This window comes from Cognataquiflexum rubidum (genome assembly GCF_022538115.1).
Classification (GTDB): Bacteria; Bacteroidota; Bacteroidia; order Cytophagales; family Cyclobacteriaceae; genus Cognataquiflexum; species Cognataquiflexum rubidum.
In genome coordinates this window covers 109,546-124,310 of sequence record NZ_JAKZAL010000010.1, presented here as the reverse complement: position 1 = coordinate 124,310, position 14,765 = coordinate 109,546, and the positions used below count along the sequence as shown (strand labels likewise).

The window sequence follows — 14,765 nt, the reverse complement described above, 5'->3', positions numbered from 1 at the left end:
TGGAAGAGCAAAAGCAGTCGGCTATCTTTCAATTATCGATTTTCACAAGCTCAAAGAATTTCCCTTCGCCATGGACCAACCGATAATAACGCAGATCAAAGACAGGATAGGTTACATTATCCTCAACAGACCCGAAAAAAGAAATGCTTTAAACGGCGAAATGATCGCTTATCTTGATGCTGCACTGACGGATTTTGAAAGGGATGATGCTGTCAAGGTAATTGTTATCAAAGCCGAAGGAAAAGTCTTTTGTTCCGGTGCAGACCTTGCGGCACTACATGCTCTTCAGTTTAATTCTTTCGAAGAAAACCTGATTGACAGCCGTGGCCTTAAAGACCTTTTTCACAAAATTTATACTTTTCCCAAGGTCATCATTGCGCAGATTCAGGGACATGCCTTGGCTGGAGGATGTGGCTTGGCAAGTATCTGTGATTTTTCATTTGCCGTTTCCGAAGCAAAATTTGGTTATACTGAAGTCAAAATCGGATTTATTCCCGCGATTGTCATGGTTTTTCTCCTTCGGAAACTCGGTGAAGGCAAAGCCAAGCAGCTGCTGCTGGAAGGAGACCTGATTTCTGCTACCTATGCCCAATCCATGGGACTGATCAACAGGGTGGTCGAAGCCGCCGAATTGGAAGAAAAGGTCTATGGTTTTGCACAAAAACTGATTGAACAAAACTCGGGTGAAGCCATGTCGCTGACCAAAGAAATGATCGGAAGGGTGCAGGAAAGGACTTTGGAAGAGGCTTTGGAATATGCAGCTTCTATGAATGCCAAGGCAAGAGGAACAGATGATTGCAAAAAAGGCGTCACCGCATTTTTGAACAAAGAGCAAATCAAATGGTAAATTGAGAGAAAAGGCTTTCCATATTCTCAGTACGGTTTTTGGATACAGTGACTTCCGTCCTGTTCAGTTGGAGATCGTGCTTTCTGTTTTGGAAGGAAAGGATACTCTTGCACTTTTGCCCACCGGTGGGGGAAAATCCATATGTTTTCAGGTTCCTGCATTGACGATGGACGGAATCTGTGTGGTGGTGAGCCCGCTGATTGCATTGATGAAAGATCAGGTGGACAACCTTCGGAAAAAGGGGGTTTTGGCAGCAGCGATTTATTCAGGGATGGGAAAAAGAGAGATCGATACCATCTTGGACAACTGCATTTACGGCAATTACAAGTTCCTTTACGTTTCCCCGGAGCGGCTCAAAACCGAGATTTTTATTGAGCGCTTCAAAAAAATGAAGGTCAATCTGATCGCTGTTGATGAAGCGCATTGCATCTCACAATGGGGATATGATTTCAGACCGCCTTATTTGGAGATTGCGCTGATCCGTGAATTTCACCCGAATGTTCCATGTCTTGCCCTGACTGCTTCCGCTACTTTGAAAGTAAAGGCAGACATCATTGAGAAGTTGGAGCTCAAAAAACCATCGGTCTTTGTCCGTTCTTTTTCCCGCAAAAACCTCAGCTATTCGGTAAGATTAGTAGAAAACAAACTGGAAAAAGCCATTGAGATTTTGAATAAAATCCCCGGCTCGGCCATTATCTATGTCAGAAACCGGAAAGGCACCAAGGATATCGCCAATGTGCTCAATCAAATGGGGATTTCGGCAAGTTTTTACCATGCTGGCCTAGACAATGAGACGAGAGACAAGCGGCAAAATGAATGGAAGAAAAACCAAATCCGGGTCATCGTTGCCACCAATGCTTTTGGGATGGGTATCGACAAGCCGGATGTCAGGTCAGTCATCCATATGGACCTGCCCGAAAACCTCGAAAACTACTATCAGGAAGCTGGCCGTGCAGGGCGGGACGAACACAAGGCTTATGGTGTTTTGCTCACCAATGAGCAGGACATGATGGTCTTGGAGGAGCGTGCAGCAATGGCTTATCCTCCAATTGATTTTTTAAAAAAAGTTTACCAAAGTCTGGCCAATCAATATCGGATTGCTGTGGGAAGTGGTTTTATGGTCAGTTATGATTTTGACATGTCTTCCTTTACGTCAACTTATGGGCTTGATTTGCTGACAACATACAATGCCTTGAAGGTACTGCAAGAAGAAGGGTTTCTGGAACTGAATGAAGGATTTTATTCACCTTCGACTATTCATTTTTTGGTTGACCAAAGCAAACTATACGAATTTCAGATCGCCAATGCCAAATTGGACCCGTTGATCAAAGTCTTGATGCGGACCTATGGCGGGGAGCTTTTTGTCGAATACCTCAAAATCCAAGAATCCAAAGTGGCAAAAAACGCCAAGATGGAAGAGTCCGACCTGATCAAACAACTCGATTACCTGGATCAGGTTGGGATTTTGGCTTACCATCCCAGAAAAGACAAACCCCAAATCACTTTTTTGACAGCAAGATTTGATGCCGGAAAGCTTCCGTTGAATTCCAAGAGAATTGAGGAGAGGAGGCAAAACGCCATTTCCAAAGCCAAATCGATGGTAGGCTTTATCAAGAACGTTTCCCTCTGCCGCGCAAATCAGATCTCCTCTTATTTTGGGGAAGGGGGAGATGACTTTTGCGGAATTTGCGATGTCTGTCTGGAAAACCGGAAGCACCATGACACCGAAGCAGAAAGGGTCAGAAAAAAGATTATTCAAACTTTAAGTGGAGGAACCTTGTTTTCCCTTCATCAAATCCATGAAATCCCCGGCCTGAAAAACGATCCTTTTACAGTCAGGATTTTGAGAGAACTCGAGGAGGAAGGATTGATCATGACAGAACCAAACGGCACCTATAAAATCAAACACTGATGGCCTCATTTATTGATGATATTTTGGGAAAATTATTTCCTAAAAAATCAGCTCCCATGAACGTGAAAGAGAATTTTTCCCAATCCGAAGGGGAAAAGGACATGGTCGCGAATTGGATGGAATCAGAGGAGGGGATGGCGACGCTGAAGCTCATCAATAAAAATTACCATTTCAAAAAGTCAGGAATCACGGGTTCCCCTGAGGTGCATATCCTCAATTCTCCATATGCCAATGGATTTGCGGTTTCTTTTGAAAGCCCTTTGGACGAAAAAACTTTTTCCCATCTTTTCTTTGCTTTTGGCAGACGAATGTTAGATTTGGGATATCATCGTGTAAGTCTGGACAGAAAAATGGAGGAAATTCAGGAAAATGTCAGGACTACTGAAAAACAGTATTTCAAGCCACCCCTGAGTAGCACTGATTTTTCCCAAAAGATTGACCAGATGTTTGGCAATGTGAGCATTGAAAAGGTCAATATCAACGATAAACCCAGCTTCCTCAAAGTTTTGGTCACGGTCTATTCAGACCATTTGTATCAGGATGCAAAGCCATTTGACCAGTTTATCGATGAATTATTTCAAACTTACCCTTAGTATGGACCGGAAATCACTTAGAGAAAATTTAGAAAATTACAGAACGCCCTTTGAAGATGAATCGTCTTTTGTGGAAGATTTTATCGAGTTGACTTTCGATGACAATGCTTTTGTAAGAAAAAGATTGGAGGGACATTTTACCGGATCTGCTTGGATTGTCAATAAGAGAAGAACGCATACCCTTCTGACTTTACACCGAAAGCTCAATAAATGGCTCCAACTTGGAGGGCATGCTGATGGGCATGAAAATCTCTTGGAAGTGGCGATGGCAGAAGCACAGGAAGAAAGCGGCTTGACATCTCTGAGGATTGTCGATTCCAGGATTTTTGACATCGACAGGCACACGATTCCACAAAGGGGCGATGTACCTGAGCATTTTCATTATGATGTGCGTTTTTTGTTTGAGGCCGAAATGAACGAGCCTTTGCAGATTTCAGAAGAAAGTAAAGACCTTGCTTGGATCCAGTTTGATGCAGTGGAAGATATGGTCGGTCCGAATCCATCAATTTTGAGGATGTTGGAAAAAACCTCCAAATCCGAAATTTTGATGTAAGCAGAAAATATTTTAGATGGGTATCCTCTTCTTTGCTATTAACCCTATATTTTTCTTCAAACGGGACGGAATTCCGATAGCTATCGGAACGAAGTCGGAAGACGGATGTACCGGGCAATTAAGTCTGCAAACCAGAATTTGAATAGGTATCCTATCAACTGGCATCATTGCGAACATACATATAATATTTTATCCATGAATAAATATCAACCGGAGGATGTACTGTCCTCTTTTTCTTTTTCAGTCCCGATCCAGGTCCGTTTTTCGGATATCGATGGCTATATGCATGTCAACAACGGGATCTATTTCAATTATTTTGAGCATGCCAGAGCAGAATTTTTATTCAGGGTCTGCGAATGGGATATTTTAAAAGTAGGTACGGTAGTAGCCAATATCAACATTGACTATCGGACTCCTATCCATGTCGAAGATAGGCCCGATGTCTACGTAAAATGTACCGGAATCGGGAATACTTCCTTTGTATTGGAGCAGGTATTGATGGGGAAATCAAAAGACGGCGGGGATAAAATCTTTGCCCAAGCTTCCACCATCATGGTGTTTGTAGACATGCAGACCATGCGTCCCGTTTCGGTGCCAAAAGACTATGCTTCAAAATTGTTGGGAGAATCTTCCAAAGAGGCATAATTCTTTATCTTTGCCCAAAATTAAACTACCGTGAAAAAAAATCTCTTTTGGCTGATGGCCATCATCTCGTTTTGGTCCTGTAGTCCTTCCGAGCAAGAGCTCTTTGATGAGGGAATCAAAATGATGGAAACCGAGCAATATGACAAAGCCATTGGGTTCTTTGACAGGACCATCGAAAAAAATCCTGCAAATACCACAGCACTGAATGCCAAAGGTGTTGCCCTTTTCCAACAAAGTAAATTTGATGAAGCCATAGCCTCTTTTTCAGCTTCAATTGATGTGGATTCCACTTCTTACAAACCTTACTTCAACAGAGGCAATGCCTATTTGGAGAAAAAATCCTATAAAGAAGCCCTGTTGGATTACAATACTGCCAATGGACTCGATCCAAAACAAAACGACATCTACTACAACAGAGGGCTTGCCTTATTGGCTTTGGAACAATATGAAGATGCCATCTTCGATTTTGATGTGGCGCTACAGGCCGATCCAAACAATGCCTTGGCACAATTCAACAAAGCAAAAGCCCAATTGGGCAACAATGACCCTGTCTCAGCCATCAACTCACTGATCAATACCGTCAACCTTGACAAGCAAAACGGAGCGGCCTATTACCTTTTGGGTGTGACGCAGATGAGTGCTTTCGGTCAGAAAGAAGACGGTTGTGCCAATCTCAAGCTTGCCTTGAGTTTAGGATATGCGGAGGCAAAAACCTGGATAGACGATTTTTGTAAGGAATAATGGCCACAATCGGTAAGGACATATCGAAAGCAAAAACCCTGCTCGAGCAAGGAAAATTGGTCGGAATCCCCACTGAAACGGTATATGGATTGGCAGGCAATGCCCTCGATTCTGATGCTGTGGCCATGATTTTTGCAACCAAAAACCGACCGGATTTTGATCCTTTGATCTTGCATACTTCCGCGATGGAACGGGTCCATGATTTTGTCAAAGAAATCCCTTTTCCTTTAAATCTATTGGCGTCAAAATTTTGGCCTGGGCCACTGACTTTGCTTCTGCCAAAAAAGGAAATTGTACCTGATTTGGTTACAAGCGGGTTGGATACCGTGGCAGTAAGAGTGCCGAGTCATCCACTGACCAACGAGCTATTGTCAGAATTGGATTTTCCTTTGGCAGCGCCGAGTGCCAATCCCTTTGGCTACATCAGTCCTACCAAAGCAATCCATGTCAATGACCAATTGGGAGATAAAATAGCTTATATCCTAGACGGAGGAGACTGTGAAGTCGGACTGGAAAGTACCATCGTGGGATTGGAAGAAGGGGAAGTGACCGTCTACCGTTTGGGAGGATTGGACCTGAATGCCATCCGAGAAGTGGTCGGCGAAGTGAAAGTAATGACGCATTCGAGCTCCAATCCAAAGTCACCGGGAATGCTCAAGAGCCATTATTCCCCAACAAAACCATTTATTCTTGGTAAATTGGAAGATCTTGTTTTGGAATATTCCGCAAAAGGAATTCCATTCGCGATTTTATCCTTCCATCAAAAATTTCCATCCCTAGATCGATCCAAACAAATCCAATTGAGCCAAACAAAGGATTTGAATGAAGCAGCAAAAAATCTATTTGCAGCCATGCGGGCTTTGGATACCATGGATGTTTCCGTAATTTTATCAGAGCTTTTGCCTGAGGAAGGATTGGGTAGGGCGATCAATGACAGACTGCGGAGAGCGGCTGTGCAATAGGCAGGTTTCAGTGGTCAGTTTTACAGAGGTCAGTGATCAGTTTTACAGTTTGCCGTGGTCAGTTTATCAGTATCAGGATTCTAGTTTTCAGAATTTTATGAAAAGTCAAAATCAAGAATTTACCAACAACTTCTTACCTCTTACTTCCAACTTCTTACTTCCAAACTTCCTACTTCTAACTTTCTTTAATCTTCAAAACCTTTTAAACAACAATAAACATGAACAACAGAATCAAAAGTGTGGACAATATTGATTTTAAGGGTAAAAAAGCCCTTGTCAGGGTAGATTTTAATGTCCCTTTGGATGAGCACCAAAATGTAACAGACGACACCCGAATCAGTGCGGCCATTCCCACGATCGAGAAAATATTAAAGGACGGCGGTTCAGTGATCCTGATGTCGCATCTTGGAAGGCCAAAAGATGGTCCTGTGGAGAAATATTCCCTAAAACATGTTATTAACAATCTCCAAAAATTAGTTGGACAATCTGTGAAATTTGCTCCTGACTGTATCGGAGAGGAAGCCAAAAACCTGGCTGCAGGCTTGAAACCGGGGGAAGTGCTTTTGCTTGAAAATCTCAGGTTTTACAAAGAAGAAGAAAAAGGAGATGAAGCTTTTGCAGAAAAGCTTTCCAAATTGGGTGATGTGTATGTGAATGATGCTTTTGGCACCGCACACCGTGCGCATGCTTCCACGGCTGTGATTGCCAAATTTTTCAACACCAAAGCTGCCGGTTATCTGATGATTTCAGAGCTTGATAATTCTGACAAAGTCCTTGAACATCCTGAGCGACCATATACTGCCATCATGGGCGGCGCAAAGATTTCTGATAAAATTTTGATCATCGAAAGGTTATTGGACAAAGTCGACAACTTAATCATCGGCGGCGGAATGTCCTATACTTTTTCCAAGGCCAAAGGTGGCAAGATCGGAGATTCTCTCTGTGAGCCTGATAAGTTGGACTATGTGTTGGAGTTGATGAAAAAAGCGGAGCAAAAAGGAGTGAAAATCATCCTTCCATTGGATACGGTTACTTCTAAGGCTTTTGCCAATGATGCCGAACAGGGTTTGGCCAAAGCAGGAGAAATTCCTGACAACTGGATGGGATTGGATATCGGACCGGAAACAAGAAAATTATTCGGAGATGTCATCAAAAATTCTAAAACCATTCTTTGGAACGGCCCGATGGGTGTTTTTGAAATGAGTAGTTTCCTAAATGGAACTGTGTCTGTGGCCCAAGCTATCGCTGATGCTACCGAAGCAGGGGCATTTTCCCTCATCGGAGGCGGTGATTCAGCTGCGGCAGTCAACAAATTCGGTTTTGGCGACAAAGTATCTTATGTGTCTACCGGTGGAGGTGCTTTGCTAGAACACATGGAAGGCAAAGTATTGCCGGGTGTGGCAGCTTTGATGCCTTGATAAAAGCTAATTGTAAGTAAGTGAATAGATTAAGCAATAAGGCCGACTATTGTCGGTCTTATTTTTTCTCAAGGATTGCAACAAAAATCATTCGCGAAAGAATAATCCAATCCTCCTTGCGTTTTGCTACAAAATTGTAATTTTGGCCTTAATTGTTAAATCTTCACCCATGAAAAAAATCTTTTTTGCATCCATCCTTATCCTGGGATTGGGAAGTTGTATATCCGATATCGAAGAAATCTCAGGAACCTGTACCGTCCTTCTGAAAGATGGAACAACCATCGAAATGAGTCAAGACATCAGGCAGAATACAAGAACAGGGACCATTACCTACCGGGACGGAGAGGGTAGATTAAAGTCAGTTTTCAAGGAAGACTATGAGACTTTTGACTGTGGTTCTTGATTTCTGTGGTTTGGAGATTTATTTTTTCTGATACTTTTCTGTACGGGAGTCTTTGATTACCCCTTTCCAGTTTAATCCAAAAGCAAAATTGTATGTATTGCCTGCCTCATCCACATGGCAATCCATATCATGCGCCACATCTTCAAATTGGCTCTCGACGGTCTCCATATTGGCAGGCATCTGTACCGGCAATAATCCGCTTGGTTCTGCAGCACCTGATAAAATATCCAAAATTGCCTGATCCTGGACATTGAAGTGCAACACGATTCCCTGAACCTCTTTTTCAAATTCTGAAAAAACCATCGGGTTGGAGGCCGAAATGATGGTTATAACAGGTTTTCCGTTCATGGCTTTTTTGGTGTCCATGACGTTTTGAAGGTCCTTCAGATTTGAGGCTGTGATGGTTTTGTTTTTATAAGACCTGTTGGTAACCTGAGGAGCGAGTACCGGATCTCCTGCCGCAATGCTTTGTTCTCGGGCGGTAGCAGCTGTGTAAGTGCCATATTGGAGACTGATTGGGACATAACCATTTCCTCCGGTCATCCTGTCAGCAGGGTCATAACCTGTTCCTGATTCGGGATTGCTGACAAAGACCAAGGCAAAATCTGCTTCCTCGGGATTATCGGTAACCTGAAAGTATTTTTTGGCGATTTCAAGGTTCAATGCATCTACCCATTGTTCTTCCGATTTGATTCCCCACCAATTGGTAGTGGAAGGAATAAATTTCTTAGGGATATATACCTTACTGTTTTTGGCGATAGGAAGGACGTTTTCTTTATTCTTCAACATGACCACTGACTTGACTTGGGCCTGAAATCCTTCTTCCATAAATGCGGGATTACCGACAGTTTCCTTGGTATGGGCGATTTCGAGGTAAGGATTTTCAAACAGGCCTGTCTGGAAAATATTCCTCAACAACCTCACCGCTGACTTTTCAAATCTTGCCCTAATCCATTCTTCCCCATGTTCTTTAACGCCTAACTGATAGGCTTCCAAGACGGGATTGATGTCATTGTTGCCACCAAACTGATCCCCGCCCGCCATGATGACCCGGTAATGCCTTTCTGCAATGCTGGCAGTTTCCATACCCCACGGTTTTCCGGCAAAGACTTCCACATTGTCCCTTTCATTCCCTGTCACTCCCCAATCGGTACAGACGACGCCTTCATACCCATATTTTCCTCTCAACAAATCGGTAATAAGATATTCGCTGTAGGCATTAGCTACATTTTCTCCGTTTTTGCTGTCCTGCCCATAAGAAATGGTATAGTAGGGCATGACTGCTGAGGCAGATTTGGTTTTTCCGCTCAGTTTAAATGCGCCTTCAGTGAAGGGTACCAAATGTTCTTCGAAGTTGTTCCCGGGATACACTGCAAACTTTCCATAAGCAAAATGTCCGTCTCTTCCTCCTTCTTCAGGTCCGCCACTTGGCCAATGTTTGACCATGGCATTGACACTTTGAAAGCCCCAACCCCCGGAGATTTCATATTCAGGTGCAGAAGACTGAAATCCGTCTACATATCCCCGTGCCATGTCCGCCGATAGTCTTGAATCCTCTCCAAAAGTGCCTTTCAATCTGTTCCACCTTGGTTCGGTACCGAGGTCTATCTGCGGAGAAAGTGCTGTCGTCAATCCCAAAGCCCGGTATTCTATGGAAGCAACTTCTCCAAACCTTTGCACCAAAGCTGGATCAAAAGTCGCTGCCAATCCAAGGGCTTCAGGCCACATGGAGATATTGCCTCCTGCGCCGGCATTGTATTCCGTACTCGCGATTGGGCTGTGTCTTGGGTCTGAACTGTTGTTGGTCGGAATTCCGAAACCCAAACCTTCGACATAAGCTTGGGCATTGTTGTTCCATTGGGCAGCTACTTCGGGGCTTTCTACCCTTGTGATCAATACATGCCTGAGATTGTCTTCTGTCAAAAACTTCTTTTGTTGGTCTGAAAGCGAGGAAGAAGGCTTGCCGCTCTCAGGAAATGATTTTCCTTCGTAAGTACCTGCACCAAATCCCACGGGTGCAGCAGGGATAGCTTGATGAGAACTGTAAAGCATCAGTCCTGCAATCTGTTCGACTGACAATCTGGAGGCCAAGTCAGTTGCCCTTTCCTCAAAGGAAAGCCTCCAGTCTTCGTATTTGTCAAGTTCTCCGTTCTTATTCAGGTCCTTGAATTTCAACCCTTTTTCATCAAGAATATTGACACCCGAAGATTTTGAATAACCGAGTTTTGCACCCAATGATTGGGTGAGGATGGTGATATTTTCATCTAATTGGGTTTCTTCCACCACATTTTTTTCACAGGACATCAACATGGCTGCTATCGCAAACATGGGGATGGTTTTTTTGGTTATTTGTTTCATGGTCAGCACATTTATACCCAAATGTATTTCAAAATGTAAAAAATACATAATGAAATTTTTGCAGGTCAATTTAATTAATTAATATTTGCTTTTGGTTCAAAGAAATCGACCAATCTTACGGCCAAATGCCCACTTAAATGATTCAACCGCAAGCACATTGAGAATCTCTCTATCTTTCCAAATATTTCCAAAATACAATAACCTATGTTAACCTTGAATTCCTTGAAAAGAAGTTTATTTCTTCTAGTGATGGTCTTGGTGGTTTTTTCTTCCTGTAACAAAAGAAGCGGAAAACCAAAAGTCCTAGTATTTAGTAAAACGGCCGGATATTATCATGAATCCATCGTGGATGGGGTAGCCGCTATCCAAAAGCTCGGTGCAGAAAACGAATTTGATGTGGATACCACCACCAATTCGGAGATGTTTACCGAGGAAAACCTGAAACAATATTCAGCAGTCATTTGGTTAAGTACAACGGGTGACGTGCTCAACCATTATCAGGAAGCAGATTTTGAGAGATATATCCAAGCAGGTGGAGGATATGTAGGAATCCACGCAGCAGCAGATACAGAATACGAGTGGGGATGGTACAGTAGGCTTGCCGGTGCTAATTTTTCTTATCACCCCGGCATAGGGGACCCACATCCAAATGTTCAGGATGGTAAATTGAATGTTACGGATAGGAATCATTCTACCACCCGTTTTTTGCCTGAGATATGGAACAGAAGAGACGAATGGTATCATTTCCAAAAGCTGAATCCTGATGTCAATGTATTGATGGATATCGATGAATCAAGCTACTTGCACACCAAACCGATGGGATTCCATCCGATGGCTTGGTACCATGAATTTGATGGTGGAAGGGCATTCTACACCGCAGGAGGCCACACAAAAGAATCTTATTCTGAGGAGCTTTTCCTAAAACATGTTCTTGAAGGAATCAAATATGCTATCGGGGAAAACAAAGAGTTGGATTATTCCAAAGCGAAGACCCAAAGAGTTCCTGAGGAAAACAGGTTTGAGAAGATCAACCTTGTAGTCGGTGAATTTACCGAACCTACCGAAATGACCATTTTGCCCAATCTTGACATCTTGATAGCACAAAGAAGAGGTGAAGTCATGCTGTACAAAAACGGTGATTCGACAGCACGTGAGATTGCAAAGCTTGATGTGTATTGGAAAACAAGTACCCCCGGTGTCAATGCCGAGGAAGGTTTGATGGGCATTCAAAAAGACCCTAATTTTGCTAAGAACAATTACATTTTCATGTTTTACAGCCCTACCGGCAAGGAGGTCAACAGGCTTTCTAGGTTCAAATTTGAAAATGACAAGCTGGATTTGGCTTCTGAAAAAATCATTTTGGAACTGTATTCCCAAAGGGAAATATGCTGCCATACCGGTGGTTCCATTGCTTTTGATAAGGATGGCTTGCTTTACCTTTCGACAGGTGACAACTCCACGCCTTTTGACCAAAAAGACAGCAAATTTGTCAACAGAGGCTTTGCACCTTTGGACAACAGAGATGGTTTTGAGCAATATGATGCTAGGAGAAGCTCGGGAAATGCCAATGACTTGCGAGGAAAGATTTTGAGAATCAAGGTCAATGAAGATGGCAGCTACGAGATTCCGGAAGGCAATCTATATCCAAAAGGTACAGAAGGCACAAGACCTGAAATCTATGTTCAGGGAAACAGAAACCCTTATCGAATTTCCGTCGATCAAAAAACAGGTTTCCTCTATTGGGGTGAAGTTGGGCCGGATGCTGCCAATGACAGCTTGGATACAAGAGGTCCAAGAGGTTATGACGAAGTCAATCAGGCAAGAAAAGCAGGCAATTTTGGTTGGCCATATTTTGTGGGCAACAATTACCCTTACCGGGAATTTGACTATGCAACCGGAACTCCTGGAGCGCCTTTTGACCCTGAAAAACCTACCAACAACTCCAAAAACAATACAGGAGCCAAGGTGGTGGCACCTTTGTCTCCAGCTTTTATTTGGTATCCGTATGGAGTTTCCCCTGAGTTTCCACAGTTAGGCACAGGCGGTAGAAATGCCATGGCAGGTCCTGTCTATTACTCAGACATGTATCCTGCAGATACAAAATATCCTTCCTACTATGACGGGAAGTTTTTTATGTACGATTGGGTGAGGGGTTGGATCAAAGTGGTAACCATGTTGCCAAACGGTGACTTTGACAAAATGGAGCCCTTTATGTCCAAAACCAAATTCAATGCTTTGATTGATTTGGAAGTCGGTCCTGATGGGAAATTTTATGTTTTGGAATATGGAAATGGTTGGTTTACCAAAAATGCGGATTCAGGACTTTCGAGGATCGATTTCAATGCAGGAAACAGAACGCCTGTAGTCCAGTCCATTTCAGTTGATAAAAAATCCGGTTCCATTCCTTTCACGGCAACATTTACTGTAGAAGCCAATGACCCTGAAAATGACCCAATGAGTTTTGTATGGGATCTTGGAAACGGCGAGACAGTGACTACTTCAGAGCCAAAACTGACCCATACTTTCAATGCCGTTGGAGATTATGATGTGCAGGCAACGGTAAGTGATCCTGGCAAGTTGAGTGCAAAAAGTACCATTGCCTCTGTTTATGCAGGAAATATTGCGCCGATAGTAAACATTGAAATAAAAGGAAATCAGACTTTTTATTTCCCTGGCAAAAAAGTGGCTTATACCGTAACGGTATCCGACCCTGATGACGCAGAAGCGGGCCAAAATCTATCTACCCTCTATTTGGCAGCAGACTATATCTCAGGATTGGATCAGGCAGAGGCTGCTAAAGGTCACCTTATCATGACCGATGCTATGACCGGAAAAAGCATCATCAGTTCGTTGACCTGTAAGACTTGCCACAAAGAAGATGAAGCCTCTATAGGCCCTTCTTATGTAGACGTTTCAAGAAAGTACAGAAGAAATCCTGAAGCTGCTACTGCTTATCTCGTAAACAAAATCCAAAAAGGTGGAGGCGGTGTATGGGGTGAAACTGTAATGCCTGCAAATCCAAACTTGAAAAATGAGGACGCCAAAAAAGTGGTAGCTTATATCCTTTCGCTCGGACGCAGAGATGCTGTTGAGAAGTCTTCGTTGCCTGCCACTGGATCTGTTGAACCAACAGCAGGAAAGCCACTCAGCGATAATGGTGTGTTTGTGCTCTCGGCAAGCTTTACGGATAGGGGTGCTGAGGGTGTCAAACCGTTGACCGGAAATAGTTCGGTAACGCTCCGCAATCCAAAAATGGGAATGCATCAAGCTACAAATCTGGTTGAATTCTCTACCACGACTTATGAGGGAATGATCTTTATGATGATTCCTTCCAAGGAAGCATCCTTTTCATTCCAAGGAATTGATCTGACTGATGTTGCTTCTATCCAAGTAGTGGGAGGTGGTCAGGAGCCTGGAAAAGAAGGATTTGCGATTGAAGTCAGGTTGGATTCTCCAAGTGGACAGAAAATCGGGGAATCCAGATTCATCACTCTTGCCGGTGGACCCGGAGGAATAGCGGCAGGAATAGCCAACATTGCCATTGAGCCAATCACTGATGGCAAAAAGCATGATGTTTATTTTGTGACGAGACCTGCAGCGGCAGGTGAACCTATAGCGACAATACATTCAGCCGAATTCAAATCCAAGTAAAAGTCCAATATCGGAAGCATTACCTAGTACGCGTGATTTATAGCCAAAAGAAAAGCCCCAAGGAAATCTGTTGATGACCTTGGGGCTTTCTCATTTATAGATGCTATCAGAAAAGTTTAGGAAACGTGGCAGTCAAAGAGAGCAAACTTGCTAAAATTTCCAAGTGTGTAAGTGAAAAATCTGTAGACCACAACATTAAAGGATCAACCACAAATGAACAAAAGGGATTGAACCTGCTAATATTTTGCGGAATGGAATAGTTGAAAACTTCGGATATCGTAGAAAAAAAGTTAACCACAAATAAAAGGAAACAAAGGGAATAATCCTGCTAAAAAAGGATCAACCACAAAGGAACAAAAGGAAACAAAGGGATTGAACTTGCTAATTTTTTTAAGGGGTACTTGAAAATCCTATAAATCACGGTTAGAATGAATCAACCACAAAGGAACAAAAGGAAACAAAGGGATTGAAACTGCTAGTAAAGGATCAACCACAAAGGAACAAAAGGGCTTATTAAGGGACAGTTTAAAGCCCCAAGGAAATCTGTTGATGACCTTGGGGCTTTCTGATTTATTCTCGGGCCTCAACAGAAGGTGCACTTTCGATCTAGTCCTATACCCGCAAAAGCAATATCGATCAATATCCAATATCTATCAATATCTTTTGGGAAGCGGTTTAAGTT

11 protein-coding genes are annotated in these 14,765 nt (G+C 43.0%); 10 read left to right on the top strand and 1 reads right to left on the bottom strand.

The window, feature by feature from the left end:
* Positions 1–70 precede the first annotated feature (70 nt).
* The 9 genes from MMU05_RS12375 (at position 71) to MMU05_RS12335 (ending at position 8,074) form a co-directional block, all read left to right on the top strand.
* Positions 71–847 (top strand): enoyl-CoA hydratase/isomerase family protein, encoded by a 777-nt coding sequence (locus tag MMU05_RS12375; RefSeq protein ID WP_241141996.1) that lies wholly within the window; start codon positions 71–73, stop codon positions 845–847.
* A gap of 1 nt (position 848) precedes the next feature.
* Positions 849–2,759, top strand: coding sequence for a RecQ family ATP-dependent DNA helicase (locus MMU05_RS12370; RefSeq protein WP_241141995.1), 1,911 nt, complete (start codon positions 849–851; stop codon positions 2,757–2,759).
* On the top strand, positions 2,759–3,352 hold the full coding sequence (locus MMU05_RS12365) for a hypothetical protein (protein WP_241141994.1): 594 nt from the start codon (positions 2,759–2,761) through the stop codon (positions 3,350–3,352). Before MMU05_RS12370 ends, MMU05_RS12365 begins: the two co-directional genes overlap by 1 nt.
* Position 3,353: 1 nt before the next feature.
* Positions 3,354–3,905, top strand: a complete 552-nt coding sequence (locus MMU05_RS12360) for an NUDIX hydrolase (protein ID WP_241141993.1) — start codon at positions 3,354–3,356, stop codon at positions 3,903–3,905.
* 195 nt (positions 3,906–4,100) lie between these two features.
* Positions 4,101–4,550, top strand: a complete 450-nt coding sequence (locus MMU05_RS12355; RefSeq protein WP_241141992.1) for an acyl-CoA thioesterase — start codon at positions 4,101–4,103, stop codon at positions 4,548–4,550.
* 54 nt (positions 4,551–4,604) lie between these two features.
* Positions 4,605–5,291, top strand: a complete 687-nt coding sequence (locus MMU05_RS12350; protein WP_262917674.1) for a tetratricopeptide repeat protein — start codon at positions 4,605–4,607, stop codon at positions 5,289–5,291.
* Positions 5,291–6,253, top strand: a complete 963-nt coding sequence (locus MMU05_RS12345) for an L-threonylcarbamoyladenylate synthase (RefSeq protein ID WP_241141990.1) — start codon at positions 5,291–5,293, stop codon at positions 6,251–6,253. Before MMU05_RS12350 ends, MMU05_RS12345 begins: the two co-directional genes overlap by 1 nt.
* A 218-nt stretch (positions 6,254–6,471) precedes the next feature.
* Complete coding sequence (locus MMU05_RS12340; RefSeq protein WP_241141989.1) at positions 6,472–7,671, top strand: phosphoglycerate kinase; 1,200 nt, start codon at positions 6,472–6,474, stop codon at positions 7,669–7,671.
* Positions 7,672–7,840: 169 nt separating this feature from the next.
* On the top strand, positions 7,841–8,074 hold the full coding sequence (locus tag MMU05_RS12335) for a hypothetical protein (protein ID WP_113925728.1): 234 nt from the start codon (positions 7,841–7,843) through the stop codon (positions 8,072–8,074).
* Between the two features lie 18 nt (positions 8,075–8,092).
* Here the strand turns inward: MMU05_RS12335 and MMU05_RS12330 are convergent, their stop codons facing one another.
* Positions 8,093–10,432, bottom strand: coding sequence for a glycoside hydrolase family 3 protein (locus MMU05_RS12330; RefSeq protein ID WP_241141988.1), 2,340 nt, complete (start codon positions 10,430–10,432; stop codon positions 8,093–8,095).
* Positions 10,433–10,654: 222 nt separating this feature from the next.
* Between MMU05_RS12330 and MMU05_RS12325 the strand changes: the two genes are divergently transcribed.
* Positions 10,655–14,083: a ThuA domain-containing protein gene (locus tag MMU05_RS12325; protein WP_336246920.1), complete on the top strand. Its 3,429-nt coding sequence runs from the start codon at positions 10,655–10,657 to the stop codon at positions 14,081–14,083.
* The last annotated feature ends 682 nt before the right edge of the window (positions 14,084–14,765 follow it).

Bases quoted from the DNA above. Each gene is read 5' to 3' on its own strand.
- MMU05_RS12355 (WP_241141992.1), top strand. From the start codon at position 4,101: ATGAATAAATATCAACCGGAGGATGTACTGTCCTCTTTTTCTTTTTCA.
- MMU05_RS12360 (WP_241141993.1), top strand. From the start codon at position 3,354: ATGGACCGGAAATCACTTAGAGAAAATTTAGAAAATTACAGAACGCCC.
- MMU05_RS12335 (WP_113925728.1), top strand. From the start codon at position 7,841: ATGAAAAAAATCTTTTTTGCATCCATCCTTATCCTGGGATTGGGAAGT.
- MMU05_RS12340 (WP_241141989.1), top strand. From the start codon at position 6,472: ATGAACAACAGAATCAAAAGTGTGGACAATATTGATTTTAAGGGTAAA.
- MMU05_RS12375 (WP_241141996.1), top strand. From the start codon at position 71: ATGGACCAACCGATAATAACGCAGATCAAAGACAGGATAGGTTACATT.
- MMU05_RS12345 (WP_241141990.1), top strand. From the start codon at position 5,291: ATGGCCACAATCGGTAAGGACATATCGAAAGCAAAAACCCTGCTCGAG.
- MMU05_RS12350 (WP_262917674.1), top strand. From the start codon at position 4,605: ATGGCCATCATCTCGTTTTGGTCCTGTAGTCCTTCCGAGCAAGAGCTC.
- MMU05_RS12365 (WP_241141994.1), top strand. From the start codon at position 2,759: ATGGCCTCATTTATTGATGATATTTTGGGAAAATTATTTCCTAAAAAA.
- MMU05_RS12330 (WP_241141988.1), bottom strand. From the start codon at position 10,432: ATGAAACAAATAACCAAAAAAACCATCCCCATGTTTGCGATAGCAGCC.